Origin of the sequence: Methylobacterium planeticum (assembly GCF_008806345.1) — a bacterium.
Lineage (GTDB): Bacteria > Pseudomonadota > Alphaproteobacteria > Rhizobiales > Beijerinckiaceae > Methylobacterium > Methylobacterium planeticum.
Genome location: NZ_VZZJ01000032.1, coordinates 23,242 through 42,534 on the forward strand (window position 1 = coordinate 23,242; position 19,293 = coordinate 42,534).

17 protein-coding genes are annotated in these 19,293 nt (G+C 73.9%); 5 read left to right on the forward strand and 12 right to left on the reverse strand.

Features of this window, described 5'->3' with window-relative positions; translation table 11 throughout:
• Positions 1-19: 19 nt before the first annotated feature.
• Both F6X51_RS23740 and F6X51_RS23745 read right to left on the reverse strand, forming a co-directional pair.
• The gene (locus F6X51_RS23740) at positions 20-361 is read right to left on the reverse strand and encodes a DUF1491 family protein (protein WP_150966147.1); all 342 of its coding nucleotides are present in this window, start codon (positions 359-361) and stop codon (positions 20-22) included.
• Between the two features lie 149 nt (positions 362-510).
• Entirely contained in the window at positions 511-900 is a 390-nt protein-coding gene (locus F6X51_RS23745) for a c-type cytochrome (RefSeq protein ID WP_150966148.1), read from the reverse strand.
• A gap of 174 nt (positions 901-1,074) precedes the next feature.
• On the opposite strand from F6X51_RS23745, the gene F6X51_RS23750 reads away from it, so the two are divergent.
• Positions 1,075-1,350 carry a helix-turn-helix domain-containing protein gene (locus tag F6X51_RS23750; protein ID WP_150966149.1) on the forward strand — a complete coding sequence of 92 codons (276 nt, stop codon included), beginning with the start codon at positions 1,075-1,077 and terminating at the stop codon, positions 1,348-1,350.
• A gap of 46 nt (positions 1,351-1,396) precedes the next feature.
• Positions 1,397-1,837 (forward strand): DUF3291 domain-containing protein, encoded by a 441-nt coding sequence (locus F6X51_RS23755; protein ID WP_150966150.1) that lies wholly within the window; start codon positions 1,397-1,399, stop codon positions 1,835-1,837.
• Between the two features lie 7 nt (positions 1,838-1,844).
• Here F6X51_RS23755 and F6X51_RS23760 read toward each other — a convergent pair whose 3' ends face one another.
• Positions 1,845-2,582, reverse strand: a complete 738-nt coding sequence (locus F6X51_RS23760; protein WP_407658672.1) for a peptidoglycan-binding domain-containing protein — start codon at positions 2,580-2,582, stop codon at positions 1,845-1,847.
• Between the two features lie 23 nt (positions 2,583-2,605).
• Positions 2,606-4,549: a sensor histidine kinase gene (locus tag F6X51_RS23765; protein ID WP_246696984.1), complete on the reverse strand. Its 1,944-nt coding sequence runs from the start codon at positions 4,547-4,549 to the stop codon at positions 2,606-2,608.
• A gap of 308 nt (positions 4,550-4,857) precedes the next feature.
• Between F6X51_RS23765 and F6X51_RS23770 the strand changes: the two genes are divergently transcribed.
• Entirely contained in the window at positions 4,858-5,205 is a 348-nt protein-coding gene (locus tag F6X51_RS23770) for a hypothetical protein (protein ID WP_150966152.1), read from the forward strand.
• Positions 5,206-5,310: 105 nt separating this feature from the next.
• Positions 5,311-6,357, forward strand: coding sequence for a cytochrome d ubiquinol oxidase subunit II (gene cydB / locus F6X51_RS23775; protein ID WP_150966153.1), 1,047 nt, complete (start codon positions 5,311-5,313; stop codon positions 6,355-6,357).
• Between the two features lie 189 nt (positions 6,358-6,546).
• Here the strand turns inward: cydB and F6X51_RS23780 are convergent, their stop codons facing one another.
• From F6X51_RS23780 to F6X51_RS23815, 8 genes are all read right to left on the reverse strand, one after another.
• On the reverse strand, positions 6,547-7,680 hold the full coding sequence (locus tag F6X51_RS23780; protein WP_150966154.1) for a DUF2336 domain-containing protein: 1,134 nt from the start codon (positions 7,678-7,680) through the stop codon (positions 6,547-6,549).
• 169 nt (positions 7,681-7,849) lie between these two features.
• Entirely contained in the window at positions 7,850-9,592 is a 1,743-nt protein-coding gene (locus F6X51_RS23785) for a heme biosynthesis protein HemY (RefSeq protein ID WP_150966155.1), read from the reverse strand.
• A gap of 158 nt (positions 9,593-9,750) precedes the next feature.
• The gene (locus F6X51_RS23790) at positions 9,751-12,297 is read right to left on the reverse strand and encodes a COG4223 family protein (protein WP_150966156.1); all 2,547 of its coding nucleotides are present in this window, start codon (positions 12,295-12,297) and stop codon (positions 9,751-9,753) included.
• Positions 12,298-12,485: 188 nt separating this feature from the next.
• Positions 12,486-13,193 (reverse strand): uroporphyrinogen-III synthase, encoded by a 708-nt coding sequence (locus F6X51_RS23795; RefSeq protein ID WP_150966157.1) that lies wholly within the window; start codon positions 13,191-13,193, stop codon positions 12,486-12,488.
• A 6-nt stretch (positions 13,194-13,199) separates the two neighbouring features.
• Entirely contained in the window at positions 13,200-14,069 is an 870-nt protein-coding gene (locus F6X51_RS23800; RefSeq protein ID WP_150966158.1) for an aldose 1-epimerase family protein, read from the reverse strand.
• A 21-nt stretch (positions 14,070-14,090) separates the two neighbouring features.
• Complete coding sequence (gene asnB, locus F6X51_RS23805) at positions 14,091-16,007, reverse strand: asparagine synthase (glutamine-hydrolyzing) (RefSeq protein WP_150966159.1); 1,917 nt, start codon at positions 16,005-16,007, stop codon at positions 14,091-14,093.
• A 1-nt stretch (position 16,008) separates the two neighbouring features.
• A complete protein-coding gene (locus F6X51_RS23810) occupies positions 16,009-17,766 on the reverse strand; it encodes an ABC transporter ATP-binding protein (RefSeq protein WP_150966160.1) in 1,758 nt (585 codons plus the stop codon).
• Positions 17,767-17,872: 106 nt separating this feature from the next.
• On the reverse strand, positions 17,873-18,190 hold the full coding sequence (locus F6X51_RS23815; RefSeq protein ID WP_246696985.1) for a hypothetical protein: 318 nt from the start codon (positions 18,188-18,190) through the stop codon (positions 17,873-17,875).
• A gap of 235 nt (positions 18,191-18,425) precedes the next feature.
• Here F6X51_RS23815 and F6X51_RS23820 point away from each other — a divergent pair, with 235 nt between their 5' ends.
• Positions 18,426-19,052, forward strand: a complete 627-nt coding sequence (locus F6X51_RS23820) for an FUSC family protein (protein ID WP_191970227.1) — start codon at positions 18,426-18,428, stop codon at positions 19,050-19,052.
• The last annotated feature ends 241 nt before the right edge of the window (positions 19,053-19,293 follow it).

Sequence of the window (19,293 nt, forward strand, 5' to 3'; positions counted from 1 at the left end):
CGCGCCGGCGCGCCCCATCTCACTCCGCCAGGTCGAGGAAGTGGCGCCCGGCGCGGTCGTCGATCTCGATGATCCAGAGGTCGTCGTCGAAGCGCGCCTCGCGGGTGATGCGCGCCTCGACGTCGAGGGGCGTCGCGGCGCTGAGGAGCGGGCTGAAGCGGCGCTCCCCCGAATCCTCGGCCTCGAACAGGGCCTGGGGGGCCGGCCCGTAGAGGTCGGCGCTGCCGTCGAGGCGGTCGACCTTGACGAAGATGGCGCCGGCCTCGGGCGAGCCGCGCCGGCGCATCACCGCCGGGATGCCCTCGACGCCGAGGCGGCGCAGATGGGCCGAGACCCAGAAATCGGAGCGCAGGCGCGGCATCGTCTCTCCCCTCGGCGCCGGCCGAGCGGCGGGCGCGCCCTACCGGAACCACCGCGCGCCCGGTTCGTCCAGGGCGGACGCGCCGTGCGCGCGGGGTGTCGGCCGGCTCGCCCGCCCGGGAGCCCCTTCGACGGGGAGGGGGCGGCGCCCTATTTGAGGCTCTTCAGGTAGGCGATGACGTCGGTGACCTTCTTGTCGTCGGGATAGCCCGCGAAGACCATCTTGGTGCCCGGGACCTTGGTCTTCGGGTTCTTCAGCCATTCGTGGAGGTTGGCGTCGTCCCAGGTGATGCCCGAGTTCTTCAGGGCGGCGGAGTAGCTGTAGCCCTCGTAGGTGCCGGCCTTGCGCCCGGCGACGCCGACGAGGTTCGGACCGACGCCGTTCTTGCCGACCTGGTGGCAGGCCTTGCAGGGCGCGAAGGCCTTCTCGCCGGCGGCGACGTCGCCCGCATCCTGTGCCCGGGCGGGGGAGGCGAGGGCCATCGGAACCGCGAGGGGGGCGAGCAAGGCGAGCGCCGCAACGAGGCGAAGGTGTTTCATGGCGTGATCCTCCCGATCTAGAGTCAGTCCAGGCTACCTATGGCCGAGCTGACCTCGACCCAGGGGCAAATCCCCGGGTGCGACATCATGGCCAAGTTGAGACGGGATTAAACCTGCCACACCTCACGTGGCTCCGCGGTCCCGGGATCGCGCGTCGCAGCCGGGAGGGATGCCGTGTCGGTCGAGCCAGGGCGGGTCGGAGCCAGCGTCGTGTCGGTCGCGCCGAGCGAGGTTCAGGAATTCCTGCGGCGCAAGGGCTGGAGCCAGGCGCGCCTCGCCTGGGAGATCGGCGTCAACCAGCCCCGGATCTCGCGCTTCATCCACGGGCTGAAGCGCCCGAACCGCGACCTCGAGCGGGCCCTGGTGGGGCTCGTCCGGGCAGGGCCGCGACCGCGGGCCGGACGCGGGCGGCCCGGCGGCCGAGTCGGCGCGGCGCCGTGTCCGGATTGATCCGGGCGCCCGCGCGCCGGTACCCTCCGGGCCGGGAGGCCAGCGCATGCCCTTCGTCAGCATCACACGCCTGCGGATCCGCGCGGTCCGCTTCCTGCCGGGCTTCGCCGTGCTCGCGGTCCGCACCCGCAATCAGGTGCTGCAGGCCCCGGGCTTCAGGGGTGGCGCCCTCCTGAACGACAAGGCCTTCGCCCTCTGGACCATGACGGCCTGGGACGACGAGGCCAGCATGCGCGGCTACATTCTGGGGGGCGCGCACCGGATCGCCATGCCCCGGCTGGTGGCGTGGTGCGACGAGGCCTCGGTGGTGCACTGGACGCAGCCCGAGGACGCGCTCCCGTCCTGGGAGGAGGCGGACCGGCGCATGCGGGCGAACGGGCGCCCCTCGCGGGTGCGCCACCCGAGCCCGGACCATGCGGGGCTGACCTACCGGGCGCCCCGCCTCACGGGCGCGGCGCCGCTCAGGCCGAGCGCCCCGCCGGCCTGAGGCGGGCTCAGCCCGGCGGCAGACCGGCCCGGGCCGCGAGCTCCCGCAGGGTGCGGCCGGCGGCCTCGCCCTTCACCGGAATCTTGCGGTCGCGCTCGAACTTCTCGATCGCCGCGCGGGTGTTCGTCCCCATCATGCCGTCGGCCTTGAGGGGGCCGTAGCCGAGCTTCGCCAGGGCGCGCTGCGCCTGCATCACGGCCTTGTCGGCCTTGGGCGTCACCGAGGCGGTGGTGTCCTCGTTGCGGATCAGGGCGGCGACCGGGTCGCGGGCCTGAGCGTCGGCGGACCGCGCCTCGGGCCTGCCCGCGGGCTTCTCGGCGGCCGCGGCCTGAGCGCTCCCTTGAGCGCTCCCTTGCGCGCTCCCTTGCGCCGGGCTCGCCGCCGCATTCTGCGCCTGCGCGGGCTTCTCCGCCGCGGGCTTGCGCGGGGGCGCCTCCTGGCGGGTCGCGAGCTTCGGCAGGATCGGGGCGGGGTGGCGCCCGACCTGGAAGCCGAGGGCGTTCATCGCCACGAAGGCGGCGGCGCCCACGGCCACCAGCGAGCCCGCCACCTCGCCGGGATGCTGGCGGCAGAGCGTGACGAGGCCGCCCCCGAACGCGCCGAGGGCCGCCCGCATCTCGCCCGCCGCCGCCCCGGTGCGGGGCATCGGCCGGCGGCGCGCGGCGGCGACGGGGCGTGTCGGGCGGGCCTCGCCCGCGACGGTGATCTCGCGCTGGTCTCTGGCCTTCAGCGGTTCGCGCATCATCCCTCTCTCTCGAAAATCATCCCTCATCCCGCGCGGCGCAGCGGGGCTTGGGCCTCCTCGGCCGCGTCGATCACCGCCGCCGGTCCGGGGACCGCGAGGGCGACGGGGCCGGTGTCGAACAGGCCGAGCGGCAGGCGGGCGGGCACGATCCCGGCAAGGCCCGGGCCACGGCCCGGCAGGCGCACCGCCGTGGCGATGGGGGCGGGCGCCGCCGCCGCGTTCCCGCGCCGGCAATCGAAGGGCAGCGACACCACCACGGTGGTGCCGTCGTCGACCGCGCTCTCGATCGTGATGGTGCCGCCGTGCAGGCCGACGAGGCCCTGCACCACCGAGAGGCCGAGGCCGGTGCCCTCGTGGGCCCGTTTGTAGCCGCCGGTGCCGGCCTGGAAGAACGGCGTGCCGAGGCGCGGCAGGTCGGCCTCGCGGATGCCGAGGCCGGAATCGGCCACCACCAGCTCGAGGCGGTTGCCCGCGCGCCGCAGCGAGACCTCGACCCGGCCGCCGGCCGGCGTGTACTTCACGGCGTTCGAGATCAGGTTGATCAGCATCTGGCGGCAGGCCCGCGGGTCGGCCGTGATCTCCAGGGGCGGCAGGCCGCCGCGCACCAGCGCCACGCCGGCGGCGTCGGCGCGCAGCTGCATCAGGTCGCAGCAGGTCCGCACCAGGGCGGCGGCGTCGATCGTCTCCGGCGCGTAGTCGAAGTTGCCGCTCTGGATGCGGCTCATGTCGAGGAGGGTGTTGACCACCCCGAGGAGGTGGTGGCCCGAGGCCCCGATGATGCCCGCATATTCGCGCGAGCGCTCGGGGCCGAGCACCACCGCGCCTTCGCCCGCCAGCACCTCGGAGAACCCGATGATGGCGTTCAGCGGCGTGCGCAGCTCGTGGCTGACATTGGCCAGGAAGCGGCTCTTCACCTCGTCGGCGCGCTCGGCCTCGGCGCGGGCGCGCTCCAGCTCCTCCGCGTGGCGGCGATGCTCGGTGACGTCGCGGGTCACCGCCACCACCGTCGAGGGGGCGCTGTCCGCGAGGTCGCCCACGATCCGGTGGGCGCGCATCTCCGCATGGATCACCCGCGCCCCGTCGGCGCGCTCGGCGCCGGTGTCGAGGTGGAGGCGGAACTGCACGGTCGCGGGCTTGCCGCGGGCGGCGACGTCGCTGATCGCCTGCAGGAAGGCCGGCCGGTCGGCGACGTGCACCCGGTCGAGCAGGCCGTGGCCGCGCAGCCGCGCCGCCTCGGTGCCGACGAACCGGGCCGCGGAGGCGCTCGCCTCCAGCACGCGGCCGTTGCAATCGTGCCAGGTCACGAGGTCGTCGATGGCCGAGAGCAGCATCCGGTCGCGGGCCTCGTTGTCGCGCATCCGCTCGCGCCAGCGGCCCTCGTTGCGCATGTGCTCCAGGGCCTGCGCGGCGACATGGCCGATCGCCGTGATGGCGAAGACCGGCATGGCGACCTGGGCGGGCCAGCCGAGCATCGGCGGGCCGATCATCCAGGCGCCGCTGAGCGCCACCGCGACCGCGCCCGCCATCGCCAGGAGCGAGGCGGCGAGCGTCGCCCGGCGCGAGCCCGAGACCACGGCCTCGAGGGGGATCGCCGCGAGCCAGATCGCGGCGGCCGAGCTCGCCCCGCCGGTGAGGCCCGAGAGGCAGACGATCAGCCCCGTCAGCCCCGCCGAGGACAGGGCGTGGGCGAGCCAGAGGGAGCCGGTGCGGGCGAGCAGCACCGCCGCGCAGACCGGCAGGAACAGGCTCGCGATCGCCATCGCCTCGACAAGGGAGGGCACGCCGCGCCAGAGCAGGAAGGGCGGCAGCGCAACCATCATCACGGCGCCCGTGGCGAGGCGCGAGACGAGGAAACGCTCGTGGCGGAAGCGCACGCCCGGATCATCGATGACGGACTCGTGGACCAATCCCGCGAGGCGCGCGTCGATGAGCGAGGTCAAGGCACTGTGGATACGCAATACAGACACGCGCAACGCGTAATAGCCTTTCCGGCCTTTCCGCGCCCCTCGGCTCGACTTCCTTCAACAGAGCCTGACCCTCGCAGAGCCGGCTTAAGCGAGTGTTGCGCAGGACCGGTCGTTTTTCCGCGGATGCTTTCCGCAACGTAACCGCCGGCCCATGCCCGGCGGCCCGAAACCGGGCAGGCGCGCGGGACGATTCACCATGCGGCGAGAAATCCGCGCGCCCTTACGCGGGGTTCATCCTGGGGCGCCAAGTTCGACGCCTCGTGCCCCCGGCCAGAACCGCCGCGCGAAGCCCCGCAAAAGGCCGCCCCATGTCGTTCCTCCTGCGCGCCGCCCTGGTGATCGGTGCTCTCTCGTACCTCGCCGCCCAGCGCGGCGTCCCGGGCATCGCGACGCCGCCGAGCCCGGACGCCGCCGCGGCGGCCGTTCCGGCCGCGATCGGTCTGCCGACCGCCGCCGCGGTGCTGGGCGGGCTGCCTGCCGCCCTTCCCGCCGTCCTTCCCGCCGTCCTTGGCAGCCTGCCCCCGGAGGCGCGCGAGCGCCTCGCCCGGGAGGGGCTCGCGGAGCTGTCCCGGCGGGTCGGGGCCGCGCCCGCCTCCCGCGACACCCTCGCGGCGGCCGACCGCAGCCCGCCCTGGCGCGGCGTCGAGCCGCGCTGACGCGCCCGGGCCTCCACGCCGGAGGGGCGCGGCCCGTCTTGGCCGGAGCGGCCGGGCGTGCTTAGTCCTTGTCGGCGGGGATGGGATCCGGTGGAGGCTGGCGGCATGTTCGGGTTCGGCATGGAGTACGAGGGCGCGGCCTTCTGGCTGCCCCTCGTCTGGTCGGCGCTCCTCGCGCTCGCGGTCGCCATGTACGTCGTCATCGACGGGTTCGATCTCGGCGTCGGCATCCTGTTCACGGCGGCCGAGCGCGGCAACTGGCGCGACCGGATGATGCTCTCGGTGGCGCCGATCTGGGACGGCAACGAGACCTGGCTCGTCCTGGGCGGCGGCGGCCTGTTCGCGGTCTTCAGCGTCGCCTACGCGATCCTGCTGCCGGCCCTCTACCTGCCCATCATCCTGATGCTGATCGCCCTGATCTTCCGCGGCGTCGCCTTCGAGTTCCGCTTCAAGGCCGACAGGTCGCAGATGATCTGGGACTACGCCTTCCATTACGGCTCCCTCGCGGCGACCTTCGCGCAGGGCATGGTGCTCGGCGCCTTCGTGCAGGGCTTCCGGATCGAGGGGCGGGGCTTCACCGGGGGCACCCTCGACTGGCTCACCCCCTTCAGCGTGATGACGGGGATCGGCCTCGTCTGCGGCTACGGGCTCCTCGGCGCCACCTGGTGCGTGATGAAGACCTCGGGCGAGCTCGAGATCTGGTCGCGCCGCAAGAGCAAGCAGTTCCTGGCCGCCACCATCCTGTCGATGGCGATCGTCAGCGCCTGGGTGCCCTTCCTCGGCCTCGAGATCCAGTGGCGCTGGTTCTCCTGGCCGAACATCCTCTACGTCGCTCCGGTACCGCTGGTGACGGCCTTCGTCTGCTGGCGCATCTTCCGGACCCTCGACGCGGGCCGCGAGGTGGCGCCGTTCCTGCTCACGATCGCGCTGTTCCTGCTCGGCTTCCTCGGGCTGGCGATCAGCCTGTTCCCCTTCATCGTGCCGCCGAGGCTGACGATCTGGCAGGCGGCCAACGCCGTCAGCGCCCTGCAATTCGCCCTCGTGGGCTACGCCGTGGTGATGCCCCTGACCCTCGCCTACACGGCCTACGCCTACTGGGTCTTCCGCGGGAAGGTGGCGGAGGACATCCAGGCCGGGGGCTACGGGCATTGAGCGAGGGCCGACCCGCCGAGGACTTGCGTGAGGACTTGCGTGAGGACTTGCGTGAGGATCTGCGTGTGAGCCCCCCCCGCCGCGGGGGCCGCCGCCTGCTCTGGTTCGTCGCCTTCTACGCCCTCAGCCTCGTGGGCTTCACGGCGCTCGTCTACCTGCTGCGCTTCGTCGTGCGGGGCTGAGGCGCCCTCAGGACGCCTTGTCGCCGGAGGCCTTGCGCACCCGCCCGGGCAGGGCGGGGCGGCTCGGCGCCCGCTCGGCGGCCTGGCGGACCTTCGGGGCCTCGGGCGCGTGGTAGGGCTGGTGCGCCTCCGCCGCGCCGGCGCGCTCGCGCAGCGGCGCGTCGAGGATCGCCGACAGGAGGTCGCGGGCGGCCGGGCGCGGCACGGTGCGGAACAGCCGCACCAGATCGAACACCCGCTCGGCCGAGCGCGCCACGGTCTCGTTGAGGGTGAGGAAGACGTAGACCGCCTCCTCCTCGTGCAGCCCCGCCGCGCGCAGCGCCAGCGTCAGCAGGTCGTAGCGCGTCGAGGCGTCCGGGGCGGCGCCGAGGAAGCCCTTGTCGAGGCCGAGGATCCCGGCGAGCGCCCCGATGAAGCCCGGCACGTCGTGGGCGGCCGACAGACCGGTCAGGATGGCGCCGGCGTCGCGCGGGGCGGGCGGGCAGGGCCGCAGGCCGGCCGTGCCCGCCACCGCCGCCGCCAGGGCCTCGCGGCGCTCGGGCGCGGCGTGGAGGTAGAGCGGCACCACCTCGTTCGGCTCGAGGTCCGGCCGGGCGAGGAGCGCCTGCGCGAGGTCCGGCGCCCGGCGGGCCCGGGCGACGAGGTGGGTCAGGCTCTCGCCGCGCAGGGGCGCGGTCCAGTTGCCGGCCAGCGCCCGGTCGATCTCGGCATCGTTGCGGCCGGCGAGGTCGGCCAGGGTCGAGCGGCTGAGGTCGCCCCGCGCCGCGAGCGCGGCGCCGATCTCGGCGCCGTCGCGCCGCGCCGCCTCGATCACCGGCGGCGTCAGGCGCGGCGCCTGCGCCACCACGATGTCGCGCACCGCCCCGCCGCGGGCGGCGAGCCGCACCAGCACGGATTCGGGCGTGGCGGGGAACGGGCTGAGCTTGCGCGCCACGATGGCGGCGGTCTCGTCGTCGACGGTCGGGATCAGCCCGCAGGCCAGGGCCTCGAACGCGGCCGCGGCGGCCCGGTCGCGCAGGGCCGCTTGGATGAACAGGTCGGTCTGGACCCGCAGGATCACGGGTTTCAGGTCGAGATGCTCGATGCGCGACAATTCGATGAGCCCGGACAGGTCCGGCGCATCGTCGACGGATGCTGACATGGGCACTTCGGTTACGCAGAACTTGTGTCACCGAAGGCTAAACGCCTTTGCGTGAATCGACCTTTAAGCCGGCCCCCGGGACCCCGTCCCGCCCTGCGCCATCCGGGACCCGGCCGGGCCCCCAGGGGCGCCATCGGGGACCCGGCCGGGTCCCCCGGGGCGGCAGGCCCTAGCCGAAGCGGCGGGCCTTGGCCTCGGCCTCCTCCGGGCTGGCGCCCGGATCGTCGGGGCGCGGGGCCGGCAGCACCACCGGGATGGCGCTGCCCGCGGCGATCGGGCCGTCGCCGGGCTTGCCCGGGACCCAGCCGGCCTCGGGCGTCGACGGCTTGGCGTCCGCCGGCTTTCCCGCCACGGGCTTGGTGTCCGAAGGCTTGGTGTCCGAAGGCTTGGCTTCCGAAGACTTGCCCTCCGCCTGAGCGGTCGGAAGCGGGCCCTGCGGCATCGAGGTCGGGGTCGGCATCGGCGCCGCGCCCGCCGCGGGGGCGGGTGTCGGCGCCGGCGCAGGATTCGGCCCCGGTGCGCGCGCCGGCTCCGGCGCCGGCACATGCGCAGGCGCGATCGCGACGGGGTCGCGGCGGGGCGCCCCCTCGGCCTCGTCCTCCGCGTGCGGCGCGGCGGGCCCGGCCAGCAGCTCCGTCGGCGCCTTCCAGACGAAGGCGTCGAGGCGGCCGCTGATCGGCGAGACCGGGGCCCAGGTCTCGGAGGCGATGCCGTCGGCGATCCAGAGGGGGTCGCGCGGGGCGTGGGCGGCGCGGGCCAGCCACTCGCGGGCGCGGCCCGAGCCGGCGCCGTGCTCGGCCTCCTCGATCCGCGCCATCATCAGGCAGGCGCGCACGGTCGGGCGGTCGGCGAGGAGCGGCTGCAGCGCCTCGCGGGCCTGCCCGAAGGCGCGGGCCTCGTAGGCGGCCTGCGCCAGCGCGAGGCGGGCCTCCGGGTGCCAGGAGGAGAGCTTCGCCAGGGTCTCGGCCCGGGCGAGGCGGTCGCGCACGGAATCACCCGTGCGCAGGGACAGGTAGACCTTGGCGAGGTCGGGATGCGGGTTCGCCTTCCAGGCCGCCTCGACGATCTTGGCACCCTTGCGCAGGTCGCCCCGCCGGGTGAGCAGCCGGCCCGCGATCACGGCCGCCGGCACGAGCTCGGGGGCGAGCTTGACGGCCTTGAGCGCCCGATCGGTGGCGGCGTCGGGCTCGCCGGCCTCGAGAAGCTGCGCCGAGCCGGTCAGCAGCACCGCGCGCTGGCGCCGGGCGGTGGCCTTCTCGATCAGCCCGAGGGAGGCGCGCCGCTCCACGGTCTCGAGCGCGCCGCTCCAGTCGCCGTCGGCGCACTGGGCCTCCAGCACCGCCTCGTTCGCCCAGGTCACGCTGGGGGCGAGGCGCGCGGCCTCGGTGGCGTAGGCGCGGGCGGCGGGCTCGTCCTCGCGCCGGCGGGCCTCGACGAAGAGGCCGCGCAGGCCGAGCACCCGGGTCTCGGGGTCGTTGGCCATGCGCTGGAAGGCGCGCTCGGCGGCCTCCCGGTCGCCCGAGATCTGGGCGGCCTGCGCCTTCAGCAGCAGGGCCAGCGGCTCCGATCCGAGCAGGCGCTCGGCATCGCCCGCGTGGCGGCGCGCCGCCAGCGGGTCGCCGGAGCCGACCGCCACCATGCCGCGGGACAGGGCCGTGAAGCCCTTGGCCCGGCGCCGCTCGCGCGAGCCGCGCACGAGGTTCTCGGGCAGGGTGATGATCCCGCGCACGATCGCCCAGATGAAGCCGACGACGATCGCCACCACGAGGACGCCCACGAGGGCGATGGCCAGGCTGGTGGCCACCTCGTAGCCGTTCCAGACGATGGTGACCGTGCCGGGCCTGTCGGCGATCCAGACCGCCCCGAAGGCGGCGATGGCAAGCAGGGCCAGGAAGGCGAGGGCGCGCCACATGGGATCAGCAACTCCTGTTCGGCGCCCGCGAAGGGCAGTCGGCGAGAATTCGGGGGCCCGGGCGGGCGGGCGCAGCCGCCCCGCACCGGTGGGGGAGGGCGGCCGGGGCTGCCCTCGGGGAGAGGCCGCGTCCGCGGCCGGGATCGGTCCGCATCGGCTCAGCGACCGGCTTCGGGGGCGCCGGCCGGGAGGCCCTTGAACGCGTCCGAGAGGAGCGCCTGCGCCGCCTGGGCCGCCGCCGCCCGCGCCTTGAGCTTCGCCCCGAAGGCCTGGGCCGCCGCCTTGGCGTCCGCCGGCAGGGTGTCGAAGGCCTGGGCCGCGTCCTGGATCGCGCCGCGATCGAGGGCCGCCTGCACCTTGGCGGTCGGGTCGCCGGCGGCCTCGGCCGCCTCGCTCGCGGGTCCGTCGACCTTGCGCACCTGCACGATCGATTCCGCCATGCTGAGGAGGCGCCGCTTCAGGTCGCCGGTCTCGGCGACGTCGCGGACCTCGGCGGCCCGGCGGCTCGCCGCGATCTTCTGGGCGATCGGCCGGAACTCGGCCGCGAGCTGGGCGGCGCTCGGCGCGCCGGATTCCGCGAAGGGCGCGAGCGCCTCCGTCCGGCTGGCGTCGCCCGTCTCGAGCTTGCGCAGCACCGAGAGCGGCTCGGCATAGGGCGTGCCGGCACCGAGCGCGCCCGCGATCCGGTCGGCGGTGACGACCCGGAGGGCCGCCTGCACGGTGCTGGCCTCGGCGCGCTGGCTCACCGCTTTGTCGAGGGCCGCGACCCGGCTCTGCTGCTCCTGGATCTGGCGCTCGAAGGCCTTCTGGGTCTCCTGCGCCTGGGCCTTGCCCGCATCCACCGCCTGCTGGCTCGCCTGCGTGGCGGCCTGCACGGCCTCGGTGGCGGACTTCACCCGGGCATCGAGGGCCTGCTGCAGGCTGTCGAGGCGCTGGGCCACCGCCTGGTCGGCCTCCGCGTTCGCCTTGGTGCGGGTCTCGACCTCGCCCTGGAGCGCGGCGAGCTTGGCGCCGAGATCCTGGCCGGAGCCGGCCTTGGCCTGATCCTCGATCCTGCCCTCCAGCGCCTTCAGGCGCTCGCCCAGCGCCGCGACCGGCTGCGGGGCCGCGCCGGCCTGCGTCGCCGTGAGCTTCGAATCCGCCGGCTGCTCGCGGCCGGGTTCCTCCTGCAGGGCCGAGATCCGCTGGTCGAGGCTGTCGAGGCGTGCGGCGAGATCGGCCGGCAGGGCCGCCGTGGCCGGTGCGGCCGGTGCGGCCGGTGCGGGCGTGCCGGTGTCCGGTTCCGTGGCGGCGCCAGCGGCGGCGGCCCCGGCGGCGGCTCCGGTGGCGGTGCCGGCCCGGTCGAGGGCCTGCTTGGCCGTGGCCTCGGCATTGCGCACCGCCTCGGGCAGAGGCTTGAGGGCCGCCTCGTTCGCGGCGATGCGCTTCTCCAGCCCGCCCAGGGCGTCGCGCGGGGCGAGCGTCGCGAGGCGCTGGTCGAGGGCCGCGAGGCGCTGGTCCGCGCCCCGGTGCGGCAGCACGCCGGCCTGATCGACGGCGAAGAGCAGGCCCGCGCCGATCACGCCGCCGAGGAGCCCCGCCGTCGCGACCGAGCCGAAGCCCGGCCCGCGCCGGGCGCTGCCCGCGTCCGGCGCGATGCGCGGCGCCGCCGAGGCACCGGGCGTCGGCTTGTCGCCGCTCGGGCCTCGGTCCGCCGGCTTGTCTCCTGGTTTGTCTCCTGGCTTGTCCCCCGGCTTGGGGGCGCCCGCCATGCCGGACGCGACCGTTCCGGCGGCGGCGCTGGCCGTGGCGGCGCCCGCGGTGGAAGACGGCCCGGGCCCCGAACCCTGACCGGCGCCCGGCCGAGTGCCCGGACCGGTGCCCGGCCCGGAACCGCCCGCCAAATCGGGAACGCGCTTGGCCTTGAGGTCGATGATCGGCCCGTCCGTCACCCCGCCGCCGGGACGCGTCGCCCCCGCGGGCTGGCTGCCGGCGAACCCGCTCTTTTGGGCCTCGGGCTTCGGCGGCTCGCCCTTGTTGGGCTCGCTCTTGTTGGGCTCGCTCTTGCCGGGCTCAACCCTGCCCGCCTCGACCTTGCCGGGCTCGGATTTCGCCGCGTCGGACCTGAGCGGATCGGGCTTGCCGAGGTCTGGCTTGCTGAGGTCTGGCTTGCCGAGATCTGGCTTCGTGAGGTCCGGTTTGGCCGGATCGGGCTTGCCGGCCTCGACCTTCGGGGCATCCGCCCGCGGGCCGGGCCCGGGCGGGCTCGTCGCCGCGGCGGCGGGGCCGGCCGCCGGCTTGCCCGGCTCGGGCGTGCCGGGCCTCGGCGTGCTGCCGGGCGCGCCCGTGCGGATCGGGTCGGCGCCCGCGGCCACGGGCTTCGCGGCTTCGCCGGGCTTCGGAGCATCCGTCCGGCCGGCCTCGGTCTTGCCAGGCTCGGTCTTGCCAAGCTCGGGCCTGGCACTGCCGGGCACGGGGGCCGCACCCCGGGCGGGCTCGCTCCGGCCGAAATCGGTCTTGCCCGGTTCGGTCTTGCCCGGTTCGATCCTGCCCGGTTCGATCCTGCCCGGCTCCACCTTCGGCGCATCGGCCTTCACGCCGATGGGCGCGTCCTTGGGGCCGGGCGTCGGGCCGGGCCGGTTCGGCTCGGCGGGGCCGCCCTTGCTCGGCCCGGTGCCGGGGGCGTTCGGGTTCGGGCGGTTGGCGTCGCTCGGGGGTGGTTTCACTGCCCTTTTTCTCCCTTCATCGCCTGTTCGGCCGCCGCCCCGGACCGGCCGGCGCGCAGCGCGCCCATGGCCCGGTCGAGGGCGGTCGCGCCGGCCGGCACGCCGCTGCGGCCCCGCACGGGTGCCGCACATTCGTCTCCTCCTAGCACCGCGAGCGCCGCCGGGGCGAGACCCGGTGCCGGAGGTCGTCAGAACGCTTTCGCGAGGCCGGCGAGGAGGTCGTCCTCCTGCGGCCGCGCCGGCACGAAATGGGCCGTGATCCCCGCCGCTTCCAGTGCCACGGCCACGTCAGCCGACAGGCAGTAATGCTTGAGCGCCCCGAAGGCTCCCCCGAGACCCGCCGCGACCGCCCGTTCCGTCGCAATTGTGGCGCTCCGTCGGGAATAGTGCAGGGCGGCGTCGAGCCCGCCCGCCCTCAGGGCGTCCGCCACCGCACCGGGCAGCGCCGCCACCGGCTCGGCCGCGTAGGCGATCACGACCGTGAGAGCGAACCCCGCCGCCCGCAGGGCCGAGGCGGGCTCGGCCTTGCGCTCGGCGCCCGCCACGTGGAGCAGGCGCTGCCCCGGCGCCAGCCGGGCCCGGACGAGGCGCACCAGATCCGCGGCGTCGCCCCGCGCATCCGCCACCGGCCCGAGCCCGGCGGCGCGCGCCAGCGCCGCGGTCCGGGCCCCGACCGCGAAGACCGGCCGGCCCCGCAGGCCCGCCGCGCCGGCGCCCAAGGCCTCGGCCGCGTTGGCGCTCGTCAGCAGGACCGCGTCGGGCGGCTCCGCCGGCAGCGCCGCCCCGGTCGGCCGCACCTCGAGGACGGGTGCAACCAGGGGTTCATGCCCGAGGACGCGCAGGCGCCCGCCGGTGCGCCCGGCGCCGGGCTCGGGCCTGGGCACCCAGATCCGCACCGGGCCTCAATCCCCGAGGCTCAGCCGCACGCCGTGGCGCGCCGTGGCGCCCGGCGGCAGGCTCCGCTGCGAATCCCGCGCCGCGAGCTCGCCCGCGAAACCGGCCCAATCCGCGTGCCCGGTCCAGCATTCGAGGGACAGGAACGGCGCGGTGGGTTTCGTCCACACCGCCAGATGGGGAAAGTCGTCGAGCGTCATATGAATTGTTCCATGTCCGGGCCGGGTGAACCGCAGGCTGCGGCTGCGCGCATCCCGGAACACCAGGGCCTCGCTGAACAGCGCCGGATCGAGCGGAAGGGTGTCGCCCGCCAGCGGAACCGGCCGCTCGGCGCGCACGAGGAGCCCCCCCGGGCCCACCTCCGGCACCATCGCGCGCTCCGGATGCTCGAACACCACCGCGTAGTCCGTCCGCGCCCCACCCGCGAAGGGCCAGGGAAAAGCCGGATGGAATCCAAGGGCATAGGGCAGGGCGGCGTCACCCGGGTTGTCGATCGCGATCGCGAAATCGAGCCCCCGCGGCCGCACCCGCGCGGTGATGTCGAGCCGGAACGCGAACGGATAATGCAGCCGCGTCTCCGGCCCGTCCGTGAGCCGGAGCGTCGCGGATTCGTCGTCCCGCGCCACCACGGCGAAGGCGAGATCCCGCGCAAACCCATGCTGCGCCATGGGAAATTCCTCTCCGCCGACCCGCACCACGCCCCCCGCCGAGGCGCCGACCACCGGGAAGAGCCAGGGCGCGTGCCGGTTCCAGTGCTCCGGATCGCCATCCCAGAGGCACTCGCGGCCCCCGACCTGCCAGGAGATCGGCTCGGCACCCCGCACGGCCAGGGTGGCGCTGGTGCCGTCTGGTGCCCGCAACGCGATGGTTTCGCTCATCGTTTTCCTCCCACCCGTCCCTCACGCCGATCGGTGCAAGCGCCACGCCTCGAAGGTCAGGAGCGGCCACAGCCCCACCGCATGGTTGTGCGTCCCCACAAGATGCTCGTCGAGCATGTGCCCGACGCGCGCCCGATCGAGGAAGCCCCCGCCGGAATCCGCGCCCAGCAGCAGGTCGCGGGCGTAATCCCGCAGGGGGCCGCGCAACCAGGACGCGAGTGGTGGCGCGAAGCCCTGCTTGCGCCGCTCGAACAGGGCGGGCGGCACGTGCCGGGCCAGCACGGCGCGCAGGGGCCACTTCGATTTGTTATTGTGTGTCAGTATGTTGTCCGGTAGACGCCAGGCGAACTCGACGATCGTGCGGTCGAGGAGCGGTACCCGCGCCTCCAGTCCGACCGCCATGCTGGCCCGGTCGACCTTGGTCAGGACATCGTCCGGCAAGTAGGCGAGGCTGTCGAGGCGACGCATCCGTGCAAGCAGGGGTAGTGTTCCGGCCGCGTCCATCGGGCTTGGCAGGCCGGGGGCACCGAGCGCCAGGGCCCGCGCCTGCGGGTTCAGGGTGAGGAGGCGACGGTAGAGGTCGAAGCCGCTCCCCGGCAATTGGCCCGCGGCCTTGCGCAGCCGGTCGACGCCCTCCGGCCCTCCCCAGGGCGGAGGCAGCGCGCGGGCGAGGAGCCCCGCGGCGCCGCGCGGCAAACCCTCGAGCGCGGCCGCCCCGAGACTGCGCAGCGGGCGCGGCACCGGCTCGATGCGCCGCGCGAACCGGGTCGCCAGCGCGTAGCGGTCATAGCCGGCAAACAGCTCGTCCCCGCCATCCCCCGACAGGGCGACAGTGATCCCCGCCGCCCGGGTCGCCGCGCAGAGGAGATGAGTCGGCAGCCCGGACGGGTCGGCCAGGGGCTCGTCGAAGATCGCGGGCAGGTCCGCCACGCGGTCGAGCACCTGCCGCTCGGCGATCGGGATCGTGGTGTGCTCGGTGCGGAGATGGCGCGCCACGGCCGCCGCGTGCGGGCTCTCGTCGAAGCGCGGATCCTCCGGAAACCCCGCCGCGAACGTACGCGGCCGCGCCCCGCCCTCGGCCATCAGCGCGGCCACGATGGAGGAATCGATGCCGCCGGACAGGAATGCCCCGAGGGGCACGTCGCTCATCAGCTGGCGGCGCACGGCGGCCCGCAACAGCGTCTCGAGGGCGTCCACGGCCTCTTCCGGCGGGCCTTCGAAGGGCTCGGCCCGGCCCGCCGCGATCACCGCGTCGAGGCTCCAGTAAGGCTCGCTGCGCACGGGCTCGCCCGGACGCCATCCGAGACTATGCCCGGCCTCCAGCTTGCGCACGCCCCGGTAGATCGCCCCGGGGGCCGGCACGTAGCCATGGCGAAGCAGGCTCGACACCGCCTCCGGATCGATCTCGGGGCGAAAATCGGGGCAGGCCGTCAATGCCGTGAGCTGAGACCCGAAGATGAGCCGGCTACCCGACGCGGCGTAGAAGAGCGGCTTCACCCCCATCCGGTCCCGGGCGAGCCAGAGGCGGTCCTCGGTCCTGTCATAGGCCGCGAAGGCGAATATGCCATCGACCTGTGCGAGCGCCCCCGCGACCCCGTGGCGGGCGATCAGCTCGACCAGGATCTCGGTGTCCGAGGTTCCCCGGAAGCGATGGCCGTCGGCCTCGAGGGCCGGCCGCCGGTCGGCGGCATCGTAGAGTTCGCCGTTGTAGCTCAGCACCCAGCGGCCGTCCGCCGACACGAAGGGCTGCGCTCCGGCCTCGCTCAGCTCCACGATCGCGAGGCGCCGATGCGCCACCGCGACGCCGCGTTCCGCCATGGCCCAGACACCGCATCCGTCCGGCCCACGATGCGCGAGCGCGTCGGCCATCGCCCCGGCAGCCGCGCGGAGATCGTCGGCGGAATGGCGCGGGTCCACGAGGCCGGCGATGCCGCACATCTCAGGCGGGCTCAATCTGGGTCAGATGGGGCATCACGGCGGCGAGCGGCCCCGAGGCGACGAGGCGCCCGGCATCCAGAACATGCACGATATCCGTGCGGGCGAGGCTCGTCAGGCGATGCGCGATCAGGATCAGCGTGCGGCTACCCGCGAGATCCGCCATCGCCTCCATCACGGCGGCCTCCGTCTCTCCGTCGAGGGCCGAGGTCGCCTCATCGAACACGATGACGTCGGGCTCATGGTAGAGCGCCCGGGCAATGCCGATGCGCTGGCGCTGGCCGCCGCTGAGGCGCGCGCCCCGCTCGCCGACGCCGGTCTGGTAGCCACCGGGCAGCGCCGCGATGAAACCGTGCGCGCCGGCGAGCCGCGCCGCGCGCTCGACCGCCGCCGGATCGAACTCGCTGAGGCCGAGCGCGATGTTCTCCGCGACCGTCCCGTCGATGAGGTAGACGTCCTGCGGCACGTAGCCGATGCGGTTCTGCCAGGCCGGAAGCGTCTCCGCGTCGAGCAGGACGCCATCGACCGTGAGGTTGCCCGAGCGTGGGGTCAGGACCCCGAGGAGGAGCCCGACGAGGGTCGATTTGCCAGAACCGGTACGCCCTACGAGCCCGATCGTGCTCCGGGCCGCGATGTCGAGGTCGATGTCGCAGAGCGTCGGGCGGCCCATCTCGTAGTCGAAGTTGACGGACCGCAGGCGGATCGCATCGCGGAAAGGAAGCCGTTCGGCCGTGCGCGTCGCGGGGGGCCGCTCGCCCGCGAGTTCGTCAACCACCACCCGCACGGCCGGGAGGTAGAACCGCAGCAGCGCCAGGGACGTGAAGATGTTCTGGAAGGCCGGCAGCATCCGGTAGCCCGCGAAGGCGAACAGCCCCAGGAGCGGCAGCATCCCGGCCGTGTCGAGCCCCTGCGAGAGCGCGAAGAGCACCACCACGATGACCCCCCCGAAGGCGAGGCTCTCGATCACGAAGCGGGGCATCTGGCCCGTCAGCAGGCTCGCGGCCGTAGCCCGCGCATAGGCGCGCGCCGGTGCATCGAACTGCGCCGCGAAGGCTTCGGCACGACCGTAGAGCTTGAGCTCGGTCAGGGCCCCGAAGGTTTCCTGCACCACGCGGTAGCGGCGCTCGTTGTCGGCCACCGCCCGCGCGCCGAGACGGGCGAGCCGAGCCCGCATGATCAGGTAGAGCGCGACGTAGAGTCCCCCGAACCCGCCCCCGAGGATCAGCGCGAGGCGCGGCGCGTAGGCGATGAGGAAGGCGATGACCGCGAGCGCGGAGGCGGCCCGGGAGGCGATGACGGTGGTCGGCGTCAGCACACCGACAACGAGGCGGTCGGTCTCGCTCAGCACGTTCTTGGCGAGTTCGGCGCTGTTGGCCTGCGCGAAGAACAGCCGCTCGCGGTCGACATAGCGCAGGAGCAGTCGCCGTGCGAATCCGTAGCCGGCAAGATTGGTGAAGAGAAGCTGCGCGAAGGTGAGCCCGGCATTGACGACGCTGGTCGTCAGAATCGCGACCAGCGCCGCCGCACCCGTGGCGATCAGGAAGCTGCGATCGTCAGTGAGCCCGAGCGCATCGCGGGCCCCGGTCAGATACGGCACGCGCGCTGCGGCAGACGGATCTCCGACGAGGGTTAGAAACGGCACGACCGACGCGACGCCGACGACTTCGAGCAGGGCTGCCAAGGCCAAGCCCAGGGCGATCAGGGCGAGCCGGCGCCGGTCGCGCGGTCGCAGCGCGCGAACGAGATCGATCAGCGCGCGCATCGGTCGGTGTGTTGCGTCACGGAGGGCATGCGGATCCAGCGCATAGAGCGCAGGGCCGCCGCTGTCCATGAACCGCGAATTCGGGTCGAACCGACCCGCAATGCCCCTAGCCGAGCTTCTTCAGTGAGCCGATCTCGACCGAACCGTCCTGACTGGCGAAGGTGAGCGACCGCGCGCTGCCGTCCTGCTGCGAGACGCCACTGATCCGATGGTCGCCGCTGTCGTAGGTCGTCACCTGCCCGTTCTCCTCGATGAGGAGGCGGTGCGCCTCGGCGAAGAAGGCATAGCGCAGCCCGTTCTGCGCACCGTTGATCGATGGCTCGCCAAGGTCCTTCGGCCACCACGCCTCGCTCCCCGACATGGGCTTCATCGGTTTCATGGGCTCCATCGGCTTCATGGGTTCCATCGGTTTCATGGGCTTCATCGGTTGCACCGTGTCGTCTCCCGTGTCTCTGTCGGGAGACGCGGCAGGCGCCACATGGTTGCCTCGAACGCGGGGTGATCCGCGTTGTGTTTTGAGCCGCTGGCTCTTGCAACCGAGACAAGGGCCCGGGTGTCACGGGCGCCGGCGATCGCGGAGCTTCGCGGCGGCCGAGCGGGGACGCGAGCTCGGATCTTCCGCCCCCGTTGTCGGCAGCTTTAAGGAGTGAGCCGAGACGATGGACGCTGGAATGGCGGAGCCGCGGGCCGCGCAAGGAGACCTGCCCGACGCCGCGAAGCGCGCCGGGAACTCGAGGGAAGATCGGGACACCGGCCGGATCGGATGGCTCCGCGATCAGCTCCTGCGCTTACGCAAGCGCATGCCGCTTCGCCGCCGTTTCTCCAGCGGCGCGGCGCACGGCCTGATGTCCGCGGCCGCGGCAATCATCGCCTACGTGCCGACCCAGGCGCTCGGGTTGCGGGAAGGGTTCTGGAGCGCCATCACGGCTGTTGCTGTGGCCCAGACCGAGTTTGGCGCGACCCGGTCGACCGCTCGCGATCAGTTTGCCGGCGCTGCGATCGGCGGTGGCATCGGGCTCGGCGTTTACCTCTGGGTGGGTCCGAGCCTCGTGACCTACGCCGTCACGGTCATGCTGGCAATCCTGGCCTGCTGGCTCGTCAATGTTGCCAGCGCCTGCCGGCTCGCCGGAATAACGGCAACGATCATCCTGCTCGTGCCCCATGTCGGGCCAGTCGAGCGCATGGCCGGATCGCGCGTCCTCGAGGTCGGTTGGGGCGTCAGCGTGGCCATCGGCATCGTCTGGATCGTCACGCGCTTCAATCGGGCGGCCGGCATCGACCCCTAGACAGCCTGCCGGCCTCCGGGGACATCGGGTGTTCTCTGGCGAGGTGAGTCGGGCACGAGCCTTCCTTGCCGCGTCGATCGGGCCCACGGACAGCCGGATTTCTCCCTGAGGCATCCTCAAAATGCAGCGGATCGACGCACAGCTTCTGTTTCGAGGGTTCAATCGGCCACACAATCGGGGCGTTAGGTGAAGCCGCGGCCGCGATGTTAGAAGCCTGATCAGGCTGGGGCACCGCGCCGAG